This is a genomic window from Paenibacillus faecalis (genome assembly GCF_900289175.1).
In the GTDB taxonomy this organism is placed as follows: Bacteria; Bacillota; Bacilli; order Paenibacillales; family Paenibacillaceae; genus Paenibacillus_AQ; species Paenibacillus_AQ faecalis.
On the sequence record NZ_LT985747.1, the window covers coordinates 2610049 to 2634095 of the forward strand.

Genomic DNA, 24047 nt, shown 5'->3' on the forward strand with positions numbered 1-24047 from the left:
TGTTAAAGCAGATGATTTCATTCCCGAGTACAAGCGTTACATTTTGGAGGGAACGAGTTTACCGAACCGTTGCATGAATTTCACGATGTTCGGTTGTGATTGGCTTGTTGTTTCCATCAACAAATACAACTGTCGGTTTATGATTTTTGCATTCTTCATTTAACATCATCGTATAAGAAATAATAATAACATTGTCACCTGGCTGGACCAAACGGGCAGCTGCACCGTTCAGACAGATCACGCCGCTTCCACGCTCACCGGTAATGACATACGTTTCAAGCCGAGCACCGTTATTATTGTTTACAATCTGCACTTTTTCATTCTCAAGCAGATCAGCAGCTTCCATCAAATCCTCGTCAATGGTAATACTGCCAACATAGTTCAGATTGGCCTCCGTTACCGTCGCACGGTGGATCTTGGATTTCATCATCGTTCTATACATGAGGAATTCCCTCTTTCATTTGGAATAAAGTATTATCAATCAAACGTGTTCTGCCAAAATAAACCGCCAGTGCCAGTATACAATCTTTCCCCGTATCGGCTAACCTTGTATCCGGTTCAATCGGCTGCAACTGCGGAAATGTCAGCACTTCGGCATAATCGATTCTGGCCAGCGGCGCATCGGAAATGATCTTTACAAGCAAGTTTCGCACTTCGCCTGCAGTAGCCACTTCTTCCTGAGCCAGCTGCCTCGTTGCTTCTTTCAGTGATTTTGATAATACCAATGCCTGCTTTCTTTCTTCTGCACTCAGATATACGTTGCGGGAACTTAAAGCAAGACCGTCCGTTTCCCGAACAATCGGACACGGCACGATGGTAACATCCATATTTAAGTCTTGTACCATCTGCTCAATGACAGCTACCTGCTGCGCATCCTTCATTCCGAAAAAAGCATAATCCGGGTTTACGATATTAAACAGCTTATTTACTACGGTCGTCACTCCGTCAAAATGACCTGGACGGGAAGCTCCGCACAGCAGAGAAGTCAGCTCAGATACCGTTACTTTCGTTTTTGTCGGCTGGGGGTACATTTCTTGTACCCCCGGGATAAAGACGATGTCTACCCCGTTTGCTTCAGCGACAGACAGGTCTCTTCCTTCGTCTCTAGGGTAAGTTTCAAAGTCTTCTCCTGGACCGAACTGAATTGGATTTACGAAAATACTCAGCACAACAGTGCCCGTCATTTCACGGGCACGCTTTATCAGACTTTCATGCCCTTCATGCAGAAAGCCCATCGTCGGAACAAGTCCTACCGGACCTGAAGCCATACTGCGGTGTTGTCCAATTTCTGCGCGCAGCTCCTTGATGTTCCGAATTACTTTCATCTAGAGTTCACCTTTTCCTTTTCGTTTCCGTAAAGGGAGGTTGAAGGCTTATGCGTACCCTGGACCGAGAACACATGCTCTTCGGCAGGGAATGAACGCTCCTTGACTTCCTTTACATATTGAGCGATGCCTTCACGAGCAAGCGAACCGACATCGGCATAAGTTTTTACAAATCTCTTATCTCTATAAGATGATGTATATTTAAGCACATCATGGTATACAAGCACTTGACCATCACAATGTCGGCCTGCACCGATACCGATCGTCGGAATGGACAGAGCTTTGCTGATCTCGGCTGCAGCTTCTTCTGTTACCAGCTCAAGCACGACAGCAAACGCCCCCGCCTCTTCCAGGGCCTTGGCATCATTCATCAGCCGCTTCGCGTCAGCTTCGTCTTTCCCTTGAACCCGATAACCCCCGATTTGATTAACAGACTGCGGGGTAAGCCCGATATGCCCCAGAACGGGTACTCCGGCCTCTACGATCCGCTTGACCGTACCTGCGATCTCGGCTCCGCCCTCCATTTTTACCGCATGGGCATGACCTTCCTGCATCAACCGGCGAACATTTCGAAGTGTCTCGTCCAAGCTGCCATGATAAGTCATAAACGGTAAATCCGCCACAATAAATGTATGCTCAGCACCGCGTGCAACCGCACGGGTGTGATACACCATATCATCAATCGTCACGGGAATGGTGGAGTCATACCCCAGAACAACATTACCGAGGGAATCACCTACCAAAATCATATCAACGCCAGCTTCTTCTGCAAGCTGGGCAGAAGGGTAATCATACGCGGTCAGCATACTAAGCGGTACACCTTCGCTTTTCATTTTTTTCATCTTAACAATGTTTAAAGCTCGTTTGCCTGCCATGTGACACAAGCTCCTTTCATTTTCATAAATTAAGCACAACAAAAAAACCTTTTAGCATCGTTGCGCTAAAAAGTCCGAAAGGCAAAAAAGAGTCACTTGCGATCGTCCCTTCTGTCTCGGTCCTTTCGGCTCAGAGCAGAATCCAACGTAACCGGCAAAGCAGTTATGAAGGTGTTCCTACTAATCTAATTCTGTCTCCAGAGTGCAGTTCTATTCGAAAAGATACCGCCTCTGGAAACAGTATAACAAAACTTTTTATTTTTTTCACCATGTTTCGTTTCTACCGCTTCAGAACAATGTCACCCGAAAAAACAGGGGTCACTTCACCCTCTTCATTTCGGATAAGCAGCGCCCCGGAGGGGTGAAGTCCGGCAGCTGTTCCTGTCATAACTCCCCTGGAGGAATGAACGCTAACTTCACGATTCATCGTAACCGAAGCGGCTTCCCACAGCGATGCAATTGGCTGAAACCCCTGCTCGTTATATAGTCTGTACAATGACTCCATTTCATTCAGAATGGAGAGAATCAATTCGTTTCGATTAATATGATGTCCGCAGATCATACGCAGCGACGTCGCAACCGATTTGAGCTCTTCTGGATAATCTTCCTCCTTGAGGTTTACGCTGATGCCGATGCCTGCGATACAATATTTGACCAACTGATCTTCGGTCGCTGATTCCAGCAAAATCCCGCATATTTTTTTGCCGTCAACAAGCAGATCGTTGGGCCACTTGATTCCAGCATCTATACCTGCAATCTTCTGAATCGCCCTGCGGACAGCAACACCCGTAAGGAGCGTCAATTGCTGTGTCAGATGCAGCGGCTGCGAAGGTCGCAAGACGAGGCTCATCCATATTCCTTTACCGTACGGAGAATAAAACTTTTTGCCCATCCGTCCTCTGCCATCGGTCTGCTCTTCTGCAATAACCAATGTTCCCTCAGGCGCTCCCTGCTCTGCTAACTGGCGAGCATCCTCCTGAGTAGACACCGTGGAAGAAAGAACCTCGACCTGACAGCCAAAAGAACCATTTAGGCTAGCTGCGTGTTCAGCTAACCATTTCGGATCAAGCGGCTCTGGCCTCTCTGTCATACGATATCCAAGGCGAGGCAGCGCTTCAAACTCATACCCGGCATTTCGGAGCTTATTAATCTGTTTCCACACTGCCGTTCGGCTGATGTTCAAACGTCTGCTTATTTCCTCACCGGAAACGAATTGTCCAGGATGATCAAGAAAAATGTCCAGCAGCGATGACTTCTCATTCTTTTTCATCATTCATTACCTGCCTTGCTTCTTCAATCAAATGATCCTTGTTGTTAAGAAGAACGCCTGCTGCCGTACGCACAAGCAAATGCCGCAGCACCTCTCCGAGCCACGGACCGCCCTTACGATTTAATGCCTGCAGCAGCTCATTCCCCGTCACCTTTAGATCCTTTAGGCTTTTAACCTGCATTTCATCTAACCAGGTGCGTGCATGTTGAACATGAACACTTTTCGTTATACTCTTTTCCTGCTCGGTGCTTTCTATCATCTGCTGCTCAGCAGTCTGTAAAGCCTCTTGCATGGAGAGCCATTGATTCGCAATTTCCGGACCATGCTCAAGAACCAGATTGATCCATAACTGACGGTCTGAATCCGGTTCACCTGTGGAATCATGATCCCAGCGTTCCTGTAATTTAATCAATCCGACAATGCTCTCCCGCCGCTTATTCGAAAATGTCCAATCTCGCAGCAGATGGTCCAGCTGAACGGATGAGATGCCGCATCCGATAAAAAGCAGTACCCAGCGAAGATCCAGACATGAAGATTGAACGATAGAGATGGCAGCAATAATCTTCGAGTTATGTTGTTTATAAGGAAACGGAACCTTCATTAAAGCATACAAACCGCTTCGTTTCAGCAGTTCAAGTCCCCTTAACGGGTCAGGACCCGACATCATTTTATCAAGCTCACTTCGAATACGCTCCATGGCGATCCATGACAGTGTACTGCGAACGGTCAAGATGCCCTTCCATGTACCCTTTGCGATGGAGAACCCAAACACCGATGCGAAACGAATACAGCGGATCATCCGCAGTGCATCTTCACGAAAGCGAACCTCGGCATCACCAACACATCGAATCATCCGCAAGTCAATGTCTCTTCTTCCACCAAACGGATCGACCCATGCTCCATCCATTCCAAGTGCCATGGCATTCATGGTGAAGTCCCTTCGCTTTAAATCCTCTTCAATGTTGCTAACAAAAACGACCTCTTTAGGTCTTCGATGGTCTTCATAACCGCTTTCAACACGGTAGGTGGTTACCTCAAAGGCCTGTCCATTTTCAATGATGGTCACGGTCCCATGCTTAATTCCAGTAGGAACCACATGGGGGAAGAGATTACTTGTCATTTCAGGAAGAGCAGAGGTCGTAATATCCATATCACTTACCTTCCGCCCCATATATTCATCCCGGACGCAGCCCCCGACCCAATAAGCCTCATACCCGTGATCAAGCAGCGTACGAATCACAGTAGCACTGCCGGCTGCCATGTCGGGGTCTGCGTACTGCCATACAAAACCTTGATGCTGTTCTGCCATCAATCTCCCGTTCCTTCTATCCGAAAAATAGACGAGAGGAAGCCTTATCCGCAAACCGGATTCAGCTTACTTGCCTCCCGCCCTAAAACTCGGTAATAAATTTGTTCATACTTACTGCGTATCCGTTCGTTGCAAAAAAGTGTCCTAGATCGATGAAGGCATGCTTCCCTCAAGTTAGCGTTTAGCTTATCGTCCTTAAATATGTTAAGGACATATTCAGCCATTGCCCCACTGTCGCCTATAGGAGCAAGAAATCCCGTCTCCCCGTGAGTAACAAGCTCAGGGATACCGCCAGCAACAGAACCAACGGTAGGAACGCCGCAAGCCATTGCCTCCAGAGCAACAAGCCCGAAGCTTTCCTTCTCCGAAGGAAGCAGCAGAACATCCGCCATGGAGATCACATGTGCAATTTCATCCTGCTTTCCGAGGAAATGAACCCGGTCGCTAAGCCCCAGTTCATCGATACGACACTGAGTCTTGGGTAAATCGGGCCCTTCGCCTACAAGGAGCAGCTTGGATGGGATCTGACGGTTAACCCGATCAAACACATCTACAACATCCCCTACTCGCTTGACCGGCCGAAAATTGGATATATGCATGATGATCCGTTCGTCAGGGTCTGCAAAATCGCGACGGAGTGATGCTGAATCCCTCGGATAATAAACCCGGTGATCTACAAAATTATATGTTAAGTCGATCTCACGACTAATATCCAGCGCTTCCTTCGTTTCACGGATAAGATCCATAGATACAGCGGTCACAGCGTCACTTTCGTTAATGGCAAGTCTAATCAGATCTTTCAAAGATTCATCCTGTGCCAGTACGGTAATATCTGTACCATGCAGCGTAGTGACCACCTTTAATTGATCCCCTACCATTTGCTTGGCCAAGAAAGCACATACGGCATGAGGAACCGCATAATGAACGTGCAATACGTCCAGCTGCTGCATCTTGACGACTTGAGCCATTTTGGCAGCAAGGGATAGATCATATGGTGGATATCTAAACACATAATAATCGCTTACTTGAACTTCATGATAAAAAATATTTTTATGGAAGCTTCCCAAGCGAAATGGAATACTGTGCGCTATAAAATGCACCTGGTGGCCTTGTTCTGCGAGCAGCTTGCCGAGTTCGGTAGCGACTACGCCCGAGCCGCCCAGAGATGGATAGCAGGTAATGCCTATTTTTAACGGCTGCTGTGTAGTCATATATGGCCTCCTTCCGATCGCTTATGTCTAATATTATGCCTCCTAAGAGATAAATAGTTGAACAATATGCGGACTTTTGGTCGCAAATCCCTCCGCATAAGAGATAAGCTTCCGTTGCCCCAGCAGAGCGTCCCTAGCACGCACCCGTTCAATATACCCTTCTGTTAACGGCGTTGAGACAGAATGATCATCTGTTTTTGTAAATTGAGACGAATAGCACAGAAGTGCCTCTTCCTTCTTATCATAATCAGCTGAGACATCCACAATCAGATCGACCTTGCCCAGATCATTAATGAAATAATAGAACAGCTCGTCCACCTTTACTGGAGGATGCTCTGGCATATAGTGACGAAGCTTTGCATTAAATACCGCTTCTTCAACCAGTTTGCTGCAAGCTATATGATCGGGGTGACGATCCTCCCAATATGGAGCAAACACGATCGAAGGGGAATATTTTCTGATCTCGGCTGTAATTTTCTCGATATTTTCCTTCGTTATAAATAACCCGCGATCAGACAAGCCCAGATTGGTTCGAACCGATAAGCCTAATACCTTAGCGGCTTTGTCCGCTTCCCGCTGTCTCTCTTCAACCGTACCGTTAGACGACAGCTCCGCTTTGGTTAGGTCACAGATGCCAACCGAAACGCCAGCTGAAGTGTGCTTGTATATCGTGCCTGCCATACCGATCTCGGCATCATCCGCATGGGCACCGAAAATAAGGATATCCAGCTTCTTGCTCATAGTTCTGTGCCTGGCTTATATTTATGCACCAGCTCTCTCCAGGCCAGATCACCTCTCTTGAGGGCTTTAACCAGAATTTCGGCCGTGGCGATATTGGTTGCCAGCGGTATTCCTTGAACATCACAAAGACGAAGAAGCGCACTAATGTCCGGCTCGTGAGGCTGAGCCATCAGCGGGTCGCGAAGAAAGACGATGAGATCCATTTCGTTTTGAGCAACGAGCGCTCCGATCTGTTGATCTCCGCCAAGCGGTCCAGAACAAAAACGATGAATATGTAAATCCGTCTGCTCCATAATTCGGGTTCCGGTCGTACCAGTCGAATACAGTTCATGCTCCTTGAAAACTTGTTCATAAGCGATGACAAAGTTTACCATTTCCTCTTTTTTGCGGTCATGTGCAATAAATGCAATTTTCATGTCGTCTCCTCTTTCTCTCTAATCGATGAAGTGTTCGAAGCCATAAATCAAACCTGTGTAGCCCATTACTTTTTCAACAGCCATCTTGACACCAGGCATATAAGCAGCGCGTTCATAAGAGTCGTGTCTAATCTTCAGACTCTGTCCATAACCACCAAAGATAACTTCCTGCTGAGCAAAAACACCCGGAAGACGCACGCTATGAATCCGAAATCCATTGTAATAACTGCCTCTGGCTCCTTCAATCATCTCTTCTTCCTTCGGGTTTCCTTGCCGTATCTCTTCACGGTTGGCTGCAATCATTTCCGCCGTCTTGATCGATGTTCCTGATGGAGCATCCAGCTTCTGATCTCCATGTGTCTCAATAATTTCTACATGAGGTAAGTATTTAGCCGCCTGAGCAGCAAATTTCATCATCAAAATAGCGCCAATAGAAAAGTTGGGAGCAATCAAGCCGCCGATATCCCGAGACTGACATTGCTTGTCCAACTCTTCGATTTGTTCGGGCGTAAAACCCGTCGTTCCAATAACCGGACGTACCCCGTGTTTAATAGCTAATGAAGTGTTCGTGTAAGCCGATTGTGGCGTTGTAAAATCAACCATGACGTCAGGCTTATGCTCAACGAGAGCCATTTCCAAATCAGAGGTCACCGTTAATCCACAAGCCGGAAGGGAGACTAACGTGCCCGCATCCGTACCGCTATCATTCAGACTCACAGCAGCCACCAACTCCAGTTCAGGGTCCTGCAGTACCATCTTTACGACTTCCTTGCCCATGCGGCCGCCAGCTCCGACGACCGCAACGCGGATAGATTTTGACATTTTTACATTCCTCCACTCAGTCAGTTGTAGGATCATCGAGCAAGTATGATTTCAATCGTTTTTTCAATTCTTCCATTATATGTTGGAGTCCGCTTTCCTGTGGATACAAGCCGATAACCTCTTTTAAAGTGGCGATCGCCAGCGGATGTTCGTTTAGTTCACTGTATACTAAAGCAAGCCAAACGTAAGCTTCTGAATATAGCGGGTCCATGGATATCGCAGACTTTAAAAGCGATACGGCTTGGTACAGCTCAGAAGGCACAGGCTTGCTCTTTCCTTCAACCATCTTTCTCGCCTGCTGTACAAGCCTTAAAGCTTTTACATGCTGCAGATGCAGATGATATTCCGGTTTCTCAGGAAGAAGATACACTGCCTTCTCGGCGTGCTGAATGGCCTGTTCCAGCTTGCCGCTGCGGCCATATGTGATAGAGCAGCGATAATGAACCTCTGCATCCCCTGGATTCGCAGCGATCGCTGCTTCAAACCAACGAAGTGCTTCTTCAAAATCATTCTGTAAAATAAAGCGGTAAGCCTTTTGGATATAATCGTCCGGTTTCACTGGCTGTCCCTCCCCGCAGCGGGTTTTGGTACAGCATATGTATTGAAAGCCTAATCCGTGTTTAATTTGGTCCAGCGGTCAGCATCTCTCGTGTTGAATTTATGCATGACCTTGGCATGAGCTTCCGCCAAATCAATCCCGAGCGAATTTGCGAAACATATCGTAATAAACAATATATCTCCAAGCTCCATCTCAATCGAATTTTCAGCTTCATCCGACCGTTTAGGCTTTTCTCCAAACTGGTGATTTACCTCTCGAGCGAGCTCTCCGACTTCCTCCGACATTCGCGCCATCATGGACAACGGACTGAAATAGCCTTCTTTATATTGTGATATATAACGGTCAACTTCACGCTGCATTTCCGCCATTGATTTCTCCATATTTGGCACCCCTTTCCTAATTGAGTATGTCTCGATTATTCATAAAAAAATAACCGGCAACGTTTTACAACTATGTTATCGCAAAGCCGAATTGAAAACAAATCTTTTTTAGATGTGCAACAACAGATCATTCATCCTCTTTCATTCAACTTTTGTTTTGAAAAAAGGTATATCCTTTGCGAAAGAACCGAATCTTAAAGTTAAGTCAATGAATCATTTGAATATACTAGCGAGGGATTCGATTTTATGAAAACATCCAGATTGATGAACCAGTTTATAAAAAAGGTAATTCCAATTGTTTTAGGTACGGCCATTTATGCGTTTGGCCTGCTCTTTTTCATTATCCCCAACCATCTGATGGAAGGCGGCGTTACAGGAATTACCGTGCTTTTGAATTATGCATTTCAAATTCCTCCATCCCTGTCTACTTTATTGATCAATATTCCACTGTTCTTGCTTGGGGTGAAAATTTTAGGCGTTCGCCAATCGTTCTATACCGGACTTGGAATCGTATCGTTAACATTTTTTCTATGGCTTATTGAAAAATTAATCAATCAGGGCTGGATTGTTCCGTTTCAGACCGAGCAGGATTATATTCTCGTCGCATTGTATGCAGGGGTAACCTTGGGAACCGGTTTAGGGATCGTTTTCCGATTCGGAGGCACGACCGGAGGCTCCGATATTATCGCACGGATATTCAACCGTAAATTCGGGTACAGCATGGGGCAGGTTATTTTAGCGCTCGATATTATCATTCTTGGTTTATCCTTGTTGTTTATTCCACTAGATAAAATCCTATATACGCTTGTTGCTGTATTTATTACTTCCAAAATAATTGATTTCATTCAAGAAGGCGCTTATGCCGCCAAAGCATTCACAATCATTAGTGACAGAGCTCCGCAAATGGCCGATCGCATCACGCATGAGCTTGAACGCGGAGTCACGCTGATTCCAGCGATTGGAGTTTATTCCAAACAGGCTAAACAAATGATCTACTGCGTCGTTTCAAGGCAAGAAATCCGTCAGCTGATTGAAATTGCAAAATCTGTGGACCCGAGTGCCTTCATTATTATTAACGATGTTAGCGATGTTCATGGGGAAGGATTCCAAAAGGAACAGGCATAAAAATATATCGTCTTAAAGTTGAACAATAAAAATAAGCAGACTGCTCGTGAAAGAACCCGAATGGTTAATATAACTCAATCGAAAGTTTACTTTCACTTTTAGCAGCCTGCTAATTTTATAATTTTTTAGGAAATAGCGGATGAAATTTATTTTTGTGTCCCTTGTACTTGCGATAGGCAGCAAAGGTTAGTGCTGCTAGGATAAAAGCTGGAATTAGCAGTTGACCAAACCATGGCCCCTCTAACTCATCCAATGAGGCCAAGGCCGGCTCATCTTTTTTCTTGCCAAACAGCATATTGATCATCTCTTCACCTTGTGGCACAATCTCTCTTACCTTTGCCAGATCAGGCTTGGATACTACCCCTTCAGCATAGGTTAGCCAGGATTCAATCATAGATACGTCTTCGGGCTTACGCTGTATGATCAGGGACGGACGGATCAGTTCGTAATGATCTTGAAGACTAGCATATGCCTTCTTAACCCCTGCATGATCATTCTTGGCTGCACTTTGTCCCATCATCTGGAGGTCTTCGCGAATCACTTTATAATATTGAAGCCAAATGCCATCTTCCGGATGGGTAAGACTGTCAACGGCAAGCCGTAGTTTCCCGGCTGACATCATCCATTGCTTCGGCTCCAGCTTCGCTACAGCGGATCTTTCTTTCATCTCTAATATCGTTTCAGCCAACACGTGAATGCCTTCCACACTGACCAATCCCTGAAAAGAAGAGGACTCGAACAAACTCTCAACCCGTCTTAATGACTCATACGCGCCCTGCAAGTTACCTTCTTCAACTAACCTGTACAAGGTTTCTACCTCACGATTTAATGCCTTCGCTTGAATGGAGGCAGCCGGAGAAGTCTGATCTTCCGCTCGCTCCGAGCTTCCCCAAACTATGCTTCCATAACCGAGTCCGAACAGTAAGAAAAAAGCGGATATTCCCGCTGACCATTGAACTAGAATCCGTAACATAGGACATCCCTCCTATCCATAATGTATGGCAGAAGGGAAGACGCTAGAACAACTCGTCTACGCTTAAGATCTGAAATAAGACCGTTTAACAGCGATCCAGGCCATGAACCCGCTAAAAAAGGTAAGTCCAAACGTGAAAATCTCAACTTTCCCCAGATGATCATACAGTGGTAACGGCAAGTACGGAAATACACCGAATGTATAATCGATCGTATCGTTAAGAAGCGTCCAGGCTATGGCTACCCCAAGAGCTGACGAGCGGATATGGAACAGCTTCACAAAGATTAGAGCTTCAACAGCCATGGCCGTATGCGATGCAATGAGCATCCAATCCTGCCACACCATCTCACTGCCCTGTGAAACCCCTGCAAAAATAATAGCGACAGCCCATATTCCGTATTTTACGGATGTAACAACAGCCAAGGCTTCAATCAACTGTTGGAACAGTTCTCCCGCTAATTGTTTGGGAGGGTATAACAGCATAAGCAGTGCCAAGCTGAAAAACAAACTCGCTGTCGGGCTATCTGGCACAAATACAAGCAGCCAAAAGGGCTGCTCCATCATGGTTGTGTACAGCTGCCCACCATACCAGATATAGCCATAAACCGTACCAAGTGCGTTGCTAATGAATAAAAGCCATATGATCGATCTTTTCGATAAAAATTCCCGGCTCCATAAATATGTAATAGACAATCTGCGACCTCCTGTTCCACTCTTCCTACATAAAGTTGGCCGAAAACCCTCAGCCTGAGCACAGCCGAGTAAAAAAATATGTTTTCTTACATTTTAAAAACCTGACCGTAGGATACGATCAGGTTCTTCATTATTTTACTCTGCAGTTTTCTGACTGGCAAGCCATTCGGCAAGTTGGTCCAGTTCTTCATCGGTCACACCAGCGGCAGTTGCGTTTTCATACATTGGGGGCATTCCCCCTTTACCGTTCTTGATAATATCAGCGATGGCCGTTTTATCATATTTGTCTCCAACACCGAGCAGGGAAGGATTAGTGCCTTGACCGTTTAAATCAGCGGCGTGACATGTGATACATGTTGCTTTTTTATATACTTCCATCGCCGGATTATCCTTATCTACGATCGCAACCGTCTCGGATTCAGGCTGCTTTGCGTTGGATGTAGGAAGTCCCTGGGCACGTTTTTCAAGCGCTTCCTCTTCGCGCTGTATATGCTCCGGCTTTTGCCCTGTCGCCGCCAGCTCTTTCTGGTAAGAAGTCCATGCTGAATTGGTCAAATACACGATAGCGACAATCGAGAGCAACATTAAAGATGAAGCGATCGGCCGCCTGTAAAAGCGCCGTTCTTTGCCGGTATCGAGGAAAGGGGCCAACAGAAGAGCTCCAAAGGCGACCCCTGTAACACCGATCGTACCTAGCACGATATAATCACCGGATGCATATGGAAGCTTCAAATATTCATATAAAAACAGAAAGTACCAGTCCGGCATCGGGATAACCGTGGCACCCGGATCGGCCGGATAACCAAGCGGCGGAGGCTCTGCAATCGTCAACACCAGAAATCCTACCAGTACGACAACCCCTACCATCCATTCCTTCAACAAGAAGTTCGGTATAAACGCTTCCGACTTTCCGGGATACGACGTATAGTCGGCAGGTGTGACAAACCCGGTATTTTTGCGTATGCGGGAATCGCCTACGTATACTACCTTTTCTTCAGATTTTTGATCGTGTGCCATAATTATCCTCCCTTCTCTTATAGTGGTCCGGAAATCCCCTGTTTACGGATCATAATAAAATGCCCTACCAGCAAGATGAGCAGGATTGCGGGAAGGAAGAACACGTGAATAGCGAAGAAACGAGTTAACGTTTCAGCACCTACGATCGAACCACCCTGCAGCAGCTCTTTGATAATCGGCCCAATCCAAGGGACGGAATTGGCGATCTCCAACGTAACCTTGGTTGCAAAATAAGATTTGTTATCCCAAGGAAGGAGGTAGCCGGTTAAACCGAGTCCCAGCATAACAAAGAAAATGAGCATTCCCACAACCCAGTTCATTTCACGAGGTGCTTTATATGAACCGGTAAAGAATACACGTAGTGTATGTAAGAACATCATGACAATGACCAAACTTGCTCCCCAGTGGTGCATTCCGCGGACAATCTGACCGAATGCTACCTGTGTCTGCAAATATTCTACGCTGTTATAAGCATTTATAATGTCCGGTACGTAATACATGGTCAGGAACATCCCTGACAAAATCTGAATGATCGTAATAAAAAACGTCAAGCCGCCGAAACAATAAACAAATGCGGAGAAATGATGTGCGGGGTTAACGTGCTCGGGAACCTCATGGTCCGCAACGTCTCTCCAAATCGGCGTGATATCAAGACGTTCGTCAATCCAACTGTAGACATTTTTCAACATCCGAATCTACGCCTCCTATTTCACAACGGTATTTGCTACGATTTCACCAAGATAAATCCAGCCATTCTCCTCTTTAACGGTGTACATATCCAACGGCTTAGGTGCAACAGTGAGGTTTTTTCCATCAGATGTATAACGAGCGCCGTGACATGGACAGTGATATTCGTTCGGATAGTTTTTGTTATTGTTCCATCCGACCAAGCAGCCCAAGTGTTTGCAGATTGGAGAAAGCGCAAGTATTTCTCCACTGTCGGTCTTTCGAATCCAGGCAGTTAATAAAGCTTTGCTGGAATACCAGCCATCCTGCTGCTTCAGCTCAAAATTGAACTCCTGCGGTTCATTGGTAATTTTGCTTACTTCAACTACCTTAACGAACGCCCCTTCTGCTCTATCCTGAAGGATTGGGTCCACGGCAAACCGGAGCATTGGTAATATGACTCCACCAGCCATGTAAGCAGAGGCGCCGCCCAACGTATAAGTCAGAAACTGTCTGCGGGACATTTCTTTCCGTCGGGGTGGTTTATGCAGCTCTTCATGCTCCTCGTTATGGTTATGGCTCATTCTGTGTTCAACCCCCTTTGTCTACCATATAAAGTGTTTTCAATGATAAATATCACAATTTATAATATATTAGGCGATTCAGACCGTCAAGAATTTGGATGGTGAAATACCCTCCACTTCCAGCTACTTCCTATAAAATTGTCGATATTTTGTCACAATTACAGTTTGTCTTCTTTCTCCCACATCTCACGAATGAGCGTCGTTACAGCTGTGGAAATTTGCAGATCATCATCTGCCATCAGCCTAGGCCGGGAAAGAACTAATGCGCTTTCAGGAATATCCTTGATCTCGAGCTCATGGTCAGCTGTGATCACAACCGCATAAATAAATCCAATAGATTTGACTTTTTGACAGATGTCGTTAAGAAATTGTGTGACTGAAGGTCCTCCGTACTGCAATGCCGGATATGTAATAACTCTGCCTTTAAAGGGTATTTCAACCAAATCCATAAAGTCCCGCAGCCGCTCCAATGAGGCGGTAACTTCCCAAGGTGTTTCCCTTCCTGTCAAACCGGTATACGGTATCAGGCATGTATCAAAATACGTTTGAAGCTCGGACCATGTCTGTTCATCCATTTCACTGAATTTCATCCTGTATATACTTTCCTTTCCTTTACTTTGCTTTATTTCTCCATTATAACTTGTTTTGGCAAAAAAAAGAAGAAATGCATAAGCATTTCTTCCAATTAATTTAAAGTCCTCAGTTCATCCGTCAGGTTTCGGAAAGCCAACTCATCACCTGAAGCCAACGCTTCGTCAATTTCTCTGTAAAGCTCTTCACTTCGATGTTTACGCAATGCTTCGTCCCATACCATCTCCGCAGCCAGACTTAACATGACTTCGTAAGTAACCTTCATTTTATCCATTAGGATGCACCTCCAACCATAAATTTAAATTTGCCTATATTCTCTCCCCTTCAGCACATAGCTTTCCATGGTCCGCTTCATTCGAAGCAAGTCCTCTTCTGTTAACTCGCGAATAACTTTAGCAGGTGTGCCAAGTGAAAGCGTGTAAGGCGGGATAATTTTATTTTCTGTGACAACAGATCCTGCACCAATTAAAGCAAACTCTCCAATATCAGCACCGTTTAACACAATGGCCCCCATCCCGATGAGCGATCCTTTACCGATCGTACACCCATGAATAATAGCCGAGTGACCAACTGACACTTCATCAGCAACCATCAGTGGCTGTTCTGTATTAACATGCCCAACCACTCCATCCTGAATATTACATCTTTCACCGATTATAATGGGAGCCAGATCACCTCTGAGCACAGCGTTAAACCAAACCGTTGAATTCGCTCCAATCGTGACATCTCCGATATTTTTTGCACCTTCCGCAACATAAACAGAAGAATGTATTGTCGGCCAAATCCCTTTGTACTCAAAATTCATCACGGAATCACCCCTTTGAGTTGTGGGAGTGATTGTAGCAATTGAACCTTGTTTTGTCAATGGAGTAAATCCTCGGAATCGCTGATATGTAGACACATTTCAGCCGCTTTTAAACCCAATGCCGTCATTCGGATGACCATACCATATTGCTCGCTTTCCCCGATACGAAGCATTCCCAAATGCATGAGCATCCGGATCACTCGCTGATCCAAGATCGTTTGCGGTGTATCGTAATAAAAGGGACGGATCAGCCATCCAAGCGATTCGTAAAGAGAGGCCATCGTAACCCAATCCTGCGCACATCGACCTATCCAATATACGAGGGAGGACAAGTTAGGAACGGCACCTTTATAAAGTCTTAACCAAAAGCGGAATATATGTATCACGCTAACTTCAATTCCTTCATCAAGGAATTGTTTTCCCCGCTCGGATAGAACCAGTCGGTTGCCCGTTTCCCTAATCCATTGGCGCGCATAGGCGTAATCATAAAGCAGCGCTAATCGGTCTGGATATTCCTTACAGGACCTTCCATAACCAAATCTCCACGTCCCTTTGGAAATCAGCTGCTCTGTAATGTGAAGCGAACTCATCATTTGCTGCTGATACCGCCGGTACATGAAACCTTCTGCATTAAGCTCGATTTCATGCCCCTCGACATATTTCAAGAACAGAAGCATATCTGCTGAAACCAGACCTTGCTCATCTCTATAAACATTTGGATCTGAAACATGCTCTATTCTGTCCTGCAGTTTTGCTCCGAGCACATCCCGAAAACGATGTTTTAGATCAGACGGTACCTGAAAAGTATATTTCGTCGAGTGAGTAAAACCGTTAAATAACCAGCCGCTTCGTCGGTATCTCGCTACAGCTTCTCTAGGGCTTTCCGCCTTTGCCAGCTTCGCTTCCTTTTGTTCCGCCGCTTCCTCAGAAGCATGACGGATCATAGCCGTTAACTCTTCCAGACTGTAACCGCTGCGGGCATCAAAAACGATATTGTTCAAAAACCGGAGATCAGATTCGGAAAGCGTTGCAACCTGTTCCTCAAGAAAGTCCCTCCGGCCAAGCTTGATCAAGATGCCCTGAATCAGATCATGCTTAGAGTTCCGCTTGCAATCACAATCATAGTAGTTCGCTATGTTGCTTAATTGGCCAATGTCGGCATACGTGAGCATATCCGCTAGATTCATCTTCATCGCCCTCATCGTTTTACTACCATTATGGGGATGTTCAGCCCAATTGATACATGTTCCAACGTGCTGTTGTCCACATTTTTAACGGATTGTGTCCATTGTAAACATCTGAATCACAACTTTTTTTCTTTTTTACATAAATAATTGGGACATCAAAAAAAGAGCCTCTCGCAATAAGAGCCTCTTTCACAAGTCAGACTAAAGCAGGATGAGTTGTCTAATCCGTTTGTTTCTCCATTAAATGTTTCGTGCAGTTAAACAAGCGTGGGACCCAATCCACATCTTTTTTCTCCAGTATAGTTATCGACAGATTCCCGATCCTTTCGATCAATCGGTCCTTATACAGCGATCCATACAATTGGGCTAGAAAACCTCCATGACTGACAACGAGCATGTTGCTTTCGGGATATCTGTTCGACATGTCCTCCAGAAACTCCAGCCCTCTTGCCAGAAGCTCTGGGTCTTTCTCCTGACCCAAATCCTGCAGCCTCCATTCCTTTCCATACCTTGTTTCGCGTTCGGAAGCTGTTAGCCCCTCCAATTGACCGTACGCCCGCTCCCGCAGACGAGCATCAGGCTCAAGCATGGGAATCTGGAGCGTGGAGGCTATAATCGAGCCCGTCTCTTCCGCACGTGATAAACCGCTGGTAACGATAAAATCCCATGTATACGGTTCCTGCAGCAATCGTTCGGCCAGCAAACGAGCTTGCCGCCTGCCTTCTTCATTCAGCGGAATGTCGGTCTGTCCCTGAATTTTACCAAGTGCATTCCAATCGGTCAGACCATGACGTATAAAGCCGATCAGCATCCTAGAGCTCCTTCCTGCTATTTATTACTAAGCATTATAACATTATCGCCTTACAGCCCGATTTAGTCTCATTAAGAAAAACAAGGCAGCGCCAATGCCCAAAATGGATAAAATCATCCAGTACTGCGGCTGGCTTGGGTCCATCCCAACTACCAATGGATCAATAATGCCGCTGTTCGTTCCCGGAATATTATACTGCTGAACATCTGTGACGATCGAATCGCTTCCGGCCACGCCGGTTGGCAAAATTCCCGTTACCGGCTCTTCAGGTTGTGGTTTCGTATTGCCCCTCATCGCAAAATATAAAAAGCTGCTGGTAAACAAAGCAGCAAAACCGGAAATCAAAAGTTTGGATCGTTTACGGAATGAACGCCCTACCGCTCTCTTCTTCTCATTCTCTTCAACAAGCCGAGGAAAATCCCGATAAATACGATCCATCACATTTCGGTTTATATTTTCGGCTCTGATTTCCGAGACGTCATATTTGAATCCCTGAACAATACTTAGACTCTCTTCCCACATTTCGTATTCCATCGCACATGAACCGCATGTCTGGATATGCTGCTTCAGCCTGCTTCGCCGCAGATCATGTTCAGGCAAATCCCAGACATACTCCATCAGCTTCTGGGCCTCATCGCAATTCATCTGCTGCTCATCCCTTCGAGTTCCGCATAAATCGGCTCTGAAAAATAAGGTTCAAGCTGTATTCTTACACTTCCTCGCGCTCTAAATAATAAGGATTTAACCGAACTGACGGTTTGTCCCAAAATGTCTGCAATTTCTTGATATTCCAATTGATCATATTCACGCAAAATAAGTGCTGAGCGCTGTTTCTCCGGCAATCGGTTAATCGCTTCTCGGACTAAGCTCACCCGCTCACTGCGAAGAATCGCTTGTTCAGGAGCAATTTCCATAGGAGCAACGGGTACAATTCCGCTTTCTTCCAAAGGTAAAGTGCCGCCGCGCTGCTTTCGAAGTTCACTAAGAACCGTGTTGCGTGCAATCGTATAAAGCCAGGTCGAGAACGAAGCATCTACCTCGCGAAATGAGTGCAAACTGCGAAACGCTTTATAAAATGTCTCTGAGCATAAATCTTCTGCCAACGACTCCATATTGGAACTCTTTAACATATGATATACAAACGCTAATATCTTTCGTTGATACCTTCGCATTAATTCTGAGTACAAATCAATGTTTCCCTGTTTGATCTCGAATATCAACTGGGAATCCGTCATAGGATTGTTGTCCTCCCTCGCCATCTGTGCGTCTCCCCCCGTAGATCTCTAATTATTTCTTGATCAGGGATTCACAAAGCTGCCGTAAACCATATATATTACGCCGTATGACGTCAGACTATTCTATGTAATTGGCATATTCCCCAAATCTTCTACAATTCTACTCTATCATTGTAGCATATTTTGGGGAAAAGACCAGTTTGATAGATTTTCATGACACTCCCACTTCATGCAGCATCTTTAAATATCGATACAAAAAAACGCCTTCAGTATCCTTTTAAAACGATAAAGAAACGTTTTTTTCAAAAAATTCAAGCTAAATATGACATTACAAAAAAAATTTGCAAAAAAAAACGCCTTCAAAAGAGAAGGCGGTCGCACACATGTGCAATTATTGGATAGGAGTGGAGAGAAACCATACTGTAATTTCATTATATGTATCCGTTTTCATTTTGTCAACACAAATAAAGTAATTTTTTCTGGATTTTAAAAATTAAAATTTTTATTAGTGATATACCGTATATCCGAGTGACTGAAGCAGATCTTTAGCCCGCTCCTGATCGTCTTCATGACGAAAGGATAGTCTCATCACACCGGGAACATCCTCTCTGCTCTCGATGATATGAATGTTGCTCAAGTTGATCCCTTTCTGTCCAATCTCGGTCGTAATCCGGCCGATGATTCCAGGGTGATCGGGTACATCTATATACAAATCATACTGCGAAACAATGATACCCTTACGTCTTTCAGGCAGCTCGCTCCGGAATTCTCCTGCACGGCGAAAAGCCTCTTCGAGAGCGGTGCCATCGTGACCATCCAACATCGTTATAAACTGCTTGATCCCGTTATTCCAATCAACCAGCAGCTGCATGATGACATTCCGATTGTTCAGAAGAATATCTCGCCATACGACAGGATCGCTGGATGCAATTCGTGTTATATCACGGAAGCCTCCAGCGGCCAAAGTTTGATACAACGAATTCTCTTCGTTGTATGCGCATATTTGATTCACGAGGGCTACAGCAATAATATGCGGAAGATGGCTGATCGCTCCGACGATTTGATCATGCAGCCGCGGCTCCAGCGTGACAACATGTGCGCGGGTATAAGCAAGTATGTTTTTGAGAGCCTCAATTTTGTCCGCAGGCACATCTTTTGCCGGGGTCAACACATAGTATGCATTCTCAAACAACAGCGTTGAAGCCGCATTAACACCTGATCTCTCGGAGCCTGCCATCGGATGCCCACCGATAAAGTAGGCATTCTTTAAAGCGAGTCTTTCAGCACAGTCGACAATGCTTGCCTTAGTGCTGCCTACGTCGGTTATAATGCAGCCTGGTTTCAGCTCCATCTCACTAAGAAGAGATATATAATATTCCAGGCTGCCGACCGGAACGCACAAAAATATAAAGTCAGCATCCCGGGCCGCTGTCTCCGGCGATAATGTCACCTGATCGACAACACCCCGGGCGATCACCTGATCCGCATACTCGCGGGTATGGGCATAACCGGTAACGGTTATGCCTGGTTTCCCCTTAAAACAAAGTGCCAAGGACCCTCCGATGAGTCCAACCCCAAAAATTGCAATGTTTGTTGTCGTATTATCTGCCATTATTCTCTCTCTCACTCATTTCAAAATATACGTAATTTTTTTGTTAGACCGTTGATTTCACATCACGAAGAACCTGTTCCAGTACATGGATTAACATTTTATTCTGTTCCGGTGTTCCGACACTGACCCGAATATAGCTAGGATAACGAGCAAAGCCCGGACGAACAATAATTCCTTTGCTTAACAGCGATTGAAACACATCCTGACCCGAAGTAAGGACATCCACCATAATAAAGTTCCCATGTGCCGGAAAATAACGGAGCCCCATTCGGTCGAATTCTTTTTGCAAATACATAATTCCTTTCGCATTTCTTTGCCGGCAGTCATCGACAAACTTCTGATCCCGAAGCGCTGCCTTTGCAGCCGCCTGAGCCGGGCGTCCTGTATTAAACGGCTCACGGACCTGATTTATCATTTGAATGACATCTGCCTGGCCGATGCCATATCCGATTCTAAGCGCAGCCAAACCATAGATTTTGGAAAAAGTTCTTAGAATAACGAGATTATGATATTGATCAAGCAGTTTCAAACTTTTTGGATACGTTGGGTCCAATACAAACTCTGAATAAGCCTCATCCAACACAACCATCACATGCTTAGGTACAGATTCCATAAACCTTAGAAGCTCATTTTCTGAAATAATTGTTCCGGTCGGGTTGTTTGGGTTGCAGATCCATACGATTTTAGTTCGATCGGTAACAGCGTTCAGCATCGCATCAAGGTCATGGGTTCCGTCGGCCAGAGGCACTTCAATGCTTACAGCCTTCTCAATGTCGGCATTGCTTTTGTATACAGAAAAGGTCTGGTCAGCCATGATCGTTTCGTCGCCAGGCTCAAGATAGGCCCGCGTAATAAGTGCAATAATCTCATCCGAGCCGCATCCGAATATAATCTGCTCCTTCTTTACCCCCATAAAGGAAGCAAGCTCCTCTGACAGTTCAGACGCACTCCCATCTGGGTACATGCTCAAATTGCTAAGTTCAGCAACGATCGCCTCCTTCGCATGAGGGGAACAACCGTAAGGATTCTCGTTAGAGGCTAACTTGATGACTTCACTCAGTCCAAATTCACGCTTTACTTGTTCAATCGGTTTTCCGGGCTGATATACCGGAAGATCTACAATATTCGCTTTCGGCTTCATGTTTACAACTCACCTTTCGTATACTTCAGTTCCTTTCAATTGTGACACAAACTGACGGATGTGCAAAAGTCCCTCTTCTCTTGTGCTTTCCTGCTCAAGCAACGGAATTTTCTCTTCAATTGTGCGCACAATGGCACTTCCCACAACTACACCGTCACAAATCTCTGACAATCTGGCCACCTGTTCCCTGTTTGATATTCCAAAGCCGATCGCCGCAGGCGCTTTGCTGTACTTTTTCACCGTCTCTATAAAATCATTTAATTGGCCATAGAAATCCGAACGCTCTCCTGTTACCCCCAGTGAAGATACACAGTATATAAACCCGCCCGCGTCGCTTACAATGCTGGCAATCCGTTCATGAGAAGTCGGTGCAACGAGCGGAATCAGGTGTACTCCGGTCGCCTTTGCCCGCAGTTTGATTTCATCTGCCTCTTCTATGGGCAAATCCGGTATAATCAGACCGCTGATATCATGTCTTACAACCTCGTCAAAGAATGCATCCACCCCCATCTGAAGAACAGGGTTAACATAAGTGAACAAAATAAACGGAAGTTTACTGCCAGCTTCCCGCGCCCGTAAAGCCGTCTCCATACACGTTCGCAGAGTAACATGCCCTGTCAACGCCCGCTGGGATGCTCGCTGTATAACCGGTCCGTCTGCAAGTGGATCAGAATAGGGGACTCCAAGCTCAATCATGTCCGCCCCCGCCGCTTCGAGCTCGGCAATGATATCAAGCGTTAGTTCAACACTCGGATCACCAACAGTCAGAAAAGGAATCAGTGCTGTTTCATTGTGTTTCTTTAACCGTTCAAACGCAGCATCTATCCGGTTCATAACGCTTCACCTCCCATATTGGCCATAATCGACTCCACATCTTTATCACCGCGTCCTGAAAGACAAATTACAATAATATCATCTTCACTCCACCTGGATGCCATTTTGACCACCTGAGCTACGGCGTGAGCTGACTCCAGCGCAGGAATAATACCTTCAGTTCTGCAGAGCAGCTGAAGCGCCTCAAGTGCTTCCTGATCCGTTATGGGAACATATTGAACTCGTTCGATATCCTTCAAATAAGAATGCTCCGGACCAACACCCGGATAATCCAGTCCAGCTGAAATAGAGTGGGCTTCCTTTACCTGCCCGTATTCATCCTGCAGCAAATAACTCATAGATCCCTGAAATACGCCCTTGGTTCCCTTGGTCATCGTTGCCGCATGATGTTCCGTATCTACTCCCTTGCCCGCCGCTTCAACGCCGACAAGAGCGACTTCCTTATCTTCCAAAAAAGGATAGAACATCCCGATTGCGTTGCTTCCCCCACCAATCGGCGCAAAAATCATATTTGGAAGCCGGCCCTCGCTTTCCATCATCTGACGGCGCGTCTCATCGCCTATGACCCGCTGGAAATTACGAACCATCATCGGATAAGGATGGGGACCAACCGCCGAACCGAGCACATAAAATGTATCTTCCACGTTGCTGACCCAATATCGAAGGGCCTCGTTACAAGCATCCTTCAGCGTTTTGCTGCCGGATGTAACAGGTACCACTTCCGCCCCCAGCATTTTCATCCTAAAGACATTCAGCTGCTGACGTCTGGTGTCCTCCTCACCCATAAACACTTTACATTCCAGACCGAGCAATGCTGCAACCGTTGCGGCCGCAACTCCGTGCTGTCCTGCACCCGTCTCCGCAATGACTTTCTTTTTTCCCATTCTCTTTGCAAGAACACCCTGAGCAATAGCATTGTTAATCTTATGGGCTCCTGTATGATTCAAATCCTCTCTCTTCAAGTAAATCTTCGCTTTACCAAGATGCTTGCTCAGACGCTCGGCATAATAAAGCGGAGTTTCCCTCCCGGAGTATTGCTTGAGAAGATATTCGATCTCTTCTTTAAACGAGGGATCATCCGCATATCGCTTATATTGTTCCTCCAGCTCGATCAGCGCGTTCATCAGCGTCTCCGGTACGAATCTTCCTCCAAAGGAGCCAAAACGACCGTTTATATCAGGTAACAATGTCATTAGAGCTTCACCCTTTCCACGAATGCTATCACTTTTTCTATATCTTTCACACCCGGAGCGCTTTCCACCCCGCTGGATACGTCTACGCCATCCGGGTCGTATAATGCTAATAATCGATCCAAGTTCGATGGTTCCAAACCGCCCGCCACAAATAGAGGAAAACCTTGAGCTCTTGCCCAATCCCGATAGATCGGTATAATGTCCCAGGCAAAAGTCTTGCCAGACCCGCCCCCGTAAACCGGGTCATACGTATCCAGCAGAAGCCCGTCAATACATCCACTATATAACATAAGCTCGTTTACATGTTCCTCTGGGGGACGTCCGGCTTGAATAGACACGGCCTTAAATATGGAAACCGGGAAGCTTTCTTTCACTTCCCGGCAAAATTGCGGTGATTCTTGACCGTGCAGCTGCACGACATCCAGTTCAACCGATTGAAGAACCTCCCCTAGCTCCTTTAAAGATGGGTTAACAAATACACCAACGGAACGGGGGATTTCTTCACTTTTCCACTGCTTTAGCACGCCGGATAGCTCAGCAGCCTGCTTCGATGTAACTTGACGACGGCTCTTGGCAAATACGAATCCGATATAATCCACAGGTAAGTTTATCATCGATTTTAGCACTTCAACGCTTTGAAGTCCACATATTTTTACGGCTGTTTTTGACATT

The 24047-nt window shown here is 45.8% G+C and carries 29 protein-coding genes; 1 reads left to right on the top strand and 28 read right to left on the bottom strand.

The window, feature by feature from the left end; genetic code table 11:
- Positions 1-58 precede the first annotated feature (58 nt).
- The 11 genes from panD to C8268_RS12370 form a co-directional block, all read right to left on the bottom strand.
- A complete protein-coding gene (panD, locus tag C8268_RS12320; protein WP_106767934.1) occupies positions 59-442 on the bottom strand; it encodes an aspartate 1-decarboxylase in 384 nt (127 codons plus the stop codon).
- Complete coding sequence (panC, locus tag C8268_RS12325) at positions 435-1325, bottom strand: pantoate--beta-alanine ligase (protein WP_106767935.1); 891 nt, start codon at positions 1323-1325, stop codon at positions 435-437. The genes panD and panC overlap by 8 nt, the downstream gene beginning before the upstream one ends.
- Positions 1322-2200 (bottom strand): 3-methyl-2-oxobutanoate hydroxymethyltransferase, encoded by an 879-nt coding sequence (gene panB, locus C8268_RS12330; protein ID WP_106767936.1) that lies wholly within the window; start codon positions 2198-2200, stop codon positions 1322-1324. Before panB ends, panC begins: the two co-directional genes overlap by 4 nt.
- 280 nt (positions 2201-2480) lie before the next feature.
- Positions 2481-3470 carry a biotin--[acetyl-CoA-carboxylase] ligase gene (locus C8268_RS12335; RefSeq protein WP_420094278.1) on the bottom strand — a complete coding sequence of 330 codons (990 nt, stop codon included), beginning with the start codon at positions 3468-3470 and terminating at the stop codon, positions 2481-2483.
- Positions 3457-4779 (bottom strand): CCA tRNA nucleotidyltransferase, encoded by a 1323-nt coding sequence (locus tag C8268_RS12340; RefSeq protein WP_106767938.1) that lies wholly within the window; start codon positions 4777-4779, stop codon positions 3457-3459. The genes C8268_RS12335 and C8268_RS12340 overlap by 14 nt, the downstream gene beginning before the upstream one ends.
- Positions 4780-4823: 44 nt before the next feature.
- On the bottom strand, positions 4824-5990 hold the full coding sequence (bshA, locus tag C8268_RS12345; protein ID WP_106767939.1) for an N-acetyl-alpha-D-glucosaminyl L-malate synthase BshA: 1167 nt from the start codon (positions 5988-5990) through the stop codon (positions 4824-4826).
- Between the two features lie 42 nt (positions 5991-6032).
- Positions 6033-6731: a bacillithiol biosynthesis deacetylase BshB1 gene (bshB1, locus tag C8268_RS12350; RefSeq protein WP_106767940.1), complete on the bottom strand. Its 699-nt coding sequence runs from the start codon at positions 6729-6731 to the stop codon at positions 6033-6035.
- Positions 6728-7147 (bottom strand): methylglyoxal synthase, encoded by a 420-nt coding sequence (mgsA, locus tag C8268_RS12355; RefSeq protein ID WP_106767941.1) that lies wholly within the window; start codon positions 7145-7147, stop codon positions 6728-6730. The genes bshB1 and mgsA overlap by 4 nt, the downstream gene beginning before the upstream one ends.
- 18 nt (positions 7148-7165) lie before the next feature.
- On the bottom strand, positions 7166-7969 hold the full coding sequence (gene dapB / locus C8268_RS12360; RefSeq protein WP_106767942.1) for a 4-hydroxy-tetrahydrodipicolinate reductase: 804 nt from the start codon (positions 7967-7969) through the stop codon (positions 7166-7168).
- A 16-nt stretch (positions 7970-7985) separates the two neighbouring features.
- Positions 7986-8528 carry a tetratricopeptide repeat protein gene (locus C8268_RS12365; RefSeq protein ID WP_106767943.1) on the bottom strand — a complete coding sequence of 181 codons (543 nt, stop codon included), beginning with the start codon at positions 8526-8528 and terminating at the stop codon, positions 7986-7988.
- Between the two features lie 50 nt (positions 8529-8578).
- On the bottom strand, positions 8579-8908 hold the full coding sequence (locus C8268_RS12370; RefSeq protein ID WP_106767944.1) for a nucleotide pyrophosphohydrolase: 330 nt from the start codon (positions 8906-8908) through the stop codon (positions 8579-8581).
- Positions 8909-9154: 246 nt separating this feature from the next.
- Between C8268_RS12370 and C8268_RS12375 the strand changes: the two genes are divergently transcribed.
- Positions 9155-10033, top strand: coding sequence for a YitT family protein (locus tag C8268_RS12375; RefSeq protein ID WP_106767945.1), 879 nt, complete (start codon positions 9155-9157; stop codon positions 10031-10033).
- A gap of 115 nt (positions 10034-10148) precedes the next feature.
- Here C8268_RS12375 and C8268_RS12380 read toward each other — a convergent pair whose 3' ends face one another.
- From C8268_RS12380 to C8268_RS12460, 17 genes are all read right to left on the bottom strand, one after another.
- A complete protein-coding gene (locus C8268_RS12380; RefSeq protein ID WP_106767946.1) occupies positions 10149-11006 on the bottom strand; it encodes a sporulation protein YpjB in 858 nt (285 codons plus the stop codon).
- 63 nt (positions 11007-11069) lie between these two features.
- Positions 11070-11699 carry a DUF1405 domain-containing protein gene (locus C8268_RS12385; RefSeq protein WP_106767947.1) on the bottom strand — a complete coding sequence of 210 codons (630 nt, stop codon included), beginning with the start codon at positions 11697-11699 and terminating at the stop codon, positions 11070-11072.
- Between the two features lie 135 nt (positions 11700-11834).
- A complete protein-coding gene (locus tag C8268_RS12390; protein ID WP_106767948.1) occupies positions 11835-12716 on the bottom strand; it encodes a menaquinol-cytochrome c reductase cytochrome b/c subunit in 882 nt (293 codons plus the stop codon).
- Positions 12717-12733: 17 nt separating this feature from the next.
- Positions 12734-13405, bottom strand: a complete 672-nt coding sequence (gene qcrB, locus C8268_RS12395; protein WP_106767949.1) for a menaquinol-cytochrome c reductase cytochrome b subunit — start codon at positions 13403-13405, stop codon at positions 12734-12736.
- 15 nt (positions 13406-13420) lie between these two features.
- A complete protein-coding gene (locus tag C8268_RS12400) occupies positions 13421-13966 on the bottom strand; it encodes a QcrA and Rieske domain-containing protein (protein WP_106767950.1) in 546 nt (181 codons plus the stop codon).
- Positions 13967-14124: 158 nt separating this feature from the next.
- Complete coding sequence (locus C8268_RS12405) at positions 14125-14556, bottom strand: DUF2487 family protein (protein WP_106767952.1); 432 nt, start codon at positions 14554-14556, stop codon at positions 14125-14127.
- Positions 14557-14651: 95 nt separating this feature from the next.
- A complete protein-coding gene (locus C8268_RS12410) occupies positions 14652-14831 on the bottom strand; it encodes an IDEAL domain-containing protein (RefSeq protein WP_106767953.1) in 180 nt (59 codons plus the stop codon).
- 24 nt (positions 14832-14855) lie between these two features.
- On the bottom strand, positions 14856-15362 hold the full coding sequence (locus tag C8268_RS12415; protein ID WP_106767954.1) for a gamma carbonic anhydrase family protein: 507 nt from the start codon (positions 15360-15362) through the stop codon (positions 14856-14858).
- Positions 15363-15418: 56 nt separating this feature from the next.
- The gene (locus C8268_RS12420; protein ID WP_106767956.1) at positions 15419-16549 is read right to left on the bottom strand and encodes a hypothetical protein; all 1131 of its coding nucleotides are present in this window, start codon (positions 16547-16549) and stop codon (positions 15419-15421) included.
- A 220-nt stretch (positions 16550-16769) separates the two neighbouring features.
- Positions 16770-17360, bottom strand: coding sequence for a histidine phosphatase family protein (locus C8268_RS12425; RefSeq protein ID WP_106767957.1), 591 nt, complete (start codon positions 17358-17360; stop codon positions 16770-16772).
- Between the two features lie 42 nt (positions 17361-17402).
- A complete protein-coding gene (locus tag C8268_RS12430) occupies positions 17403-18005 on the bottom strand; it encodes an anti-sigma factor (protein WP_106767958.1) in 603 nt (200 codons plus the stop codon).
- Positions 18002-18595: an RNA polymerase sigma factor gene (locus tag C8268_RS12435; protein WP_106769933.1), complete on the bottom strand. Its 594-nt coding sequence runs from the start codon at positions 18593-18595 to the stop codon at positions 18002-18004. Before C8268_RS12435 ends, C8268_RS12430 begins: the two co-directional genes overlap by 4 nt.
- 505 nt (positions 18596-19100) lie before the next feature.
- A complete protein-coding gene (locus C8268_RS12440) occupies positions 19101-20207 on the bottom strand; it encodes a prephenate dehydrogenase (RefSeq protein ID WP_106767960.1) in 1107 nt (368 codons plus the stop codon).
- Positions 20208-20250: 43 nt separating this feature from the next.
- Positions 20251-21348, bottom strand: coding sequence for a histidinol-phosphate transaminase (hisC, locus tag C8268_RS12445; RefSeq protein WP_106767962.1), 1098 nt, complete (start codon positions 21346-21348; stop codon positions 20251-20253).
- A gap of 9 nt (positions 21349-21357) precedes the next feature.
- Positions 21358-22182 carry a tryptophan synthase subunit alpha gene (gene trpA / locus C8268_RS12450; protein ID WP_106767963.1) on the bottom strand — a complete coding sequence of 275 codons (825 nt, stop codon included), beginning with the start codon at positions 22180-22182 and terminating at the stop codon, positions 21358-21360.
- Positions 22179-23375, bottom strand: coding sequence for a tryptophan synthase subunit beta (trpB, locus tag C8268_RS12455; protein ID WP_106767965.1), 1197 nt, complete (start codon positions 23373-23375; stop codon positions 22179-22181). Before trpB ends, trpA begins: the two co-directional genes overlap by 4 nt.
- Entirely contained in the window at positions 23375-24046 is a 672-nt protein-coding gene (locus C8268_RS12460; RefSeq protein ID WP_106767966.1) for a phosphoribosylanthranilate isomerase, read from the bottom strand. Before C8268_RS12460 ends, trpB begins: the two co-directional genes overlap by 1 nt.
- Position 24047: the final 1 nt, after the last annotated feature.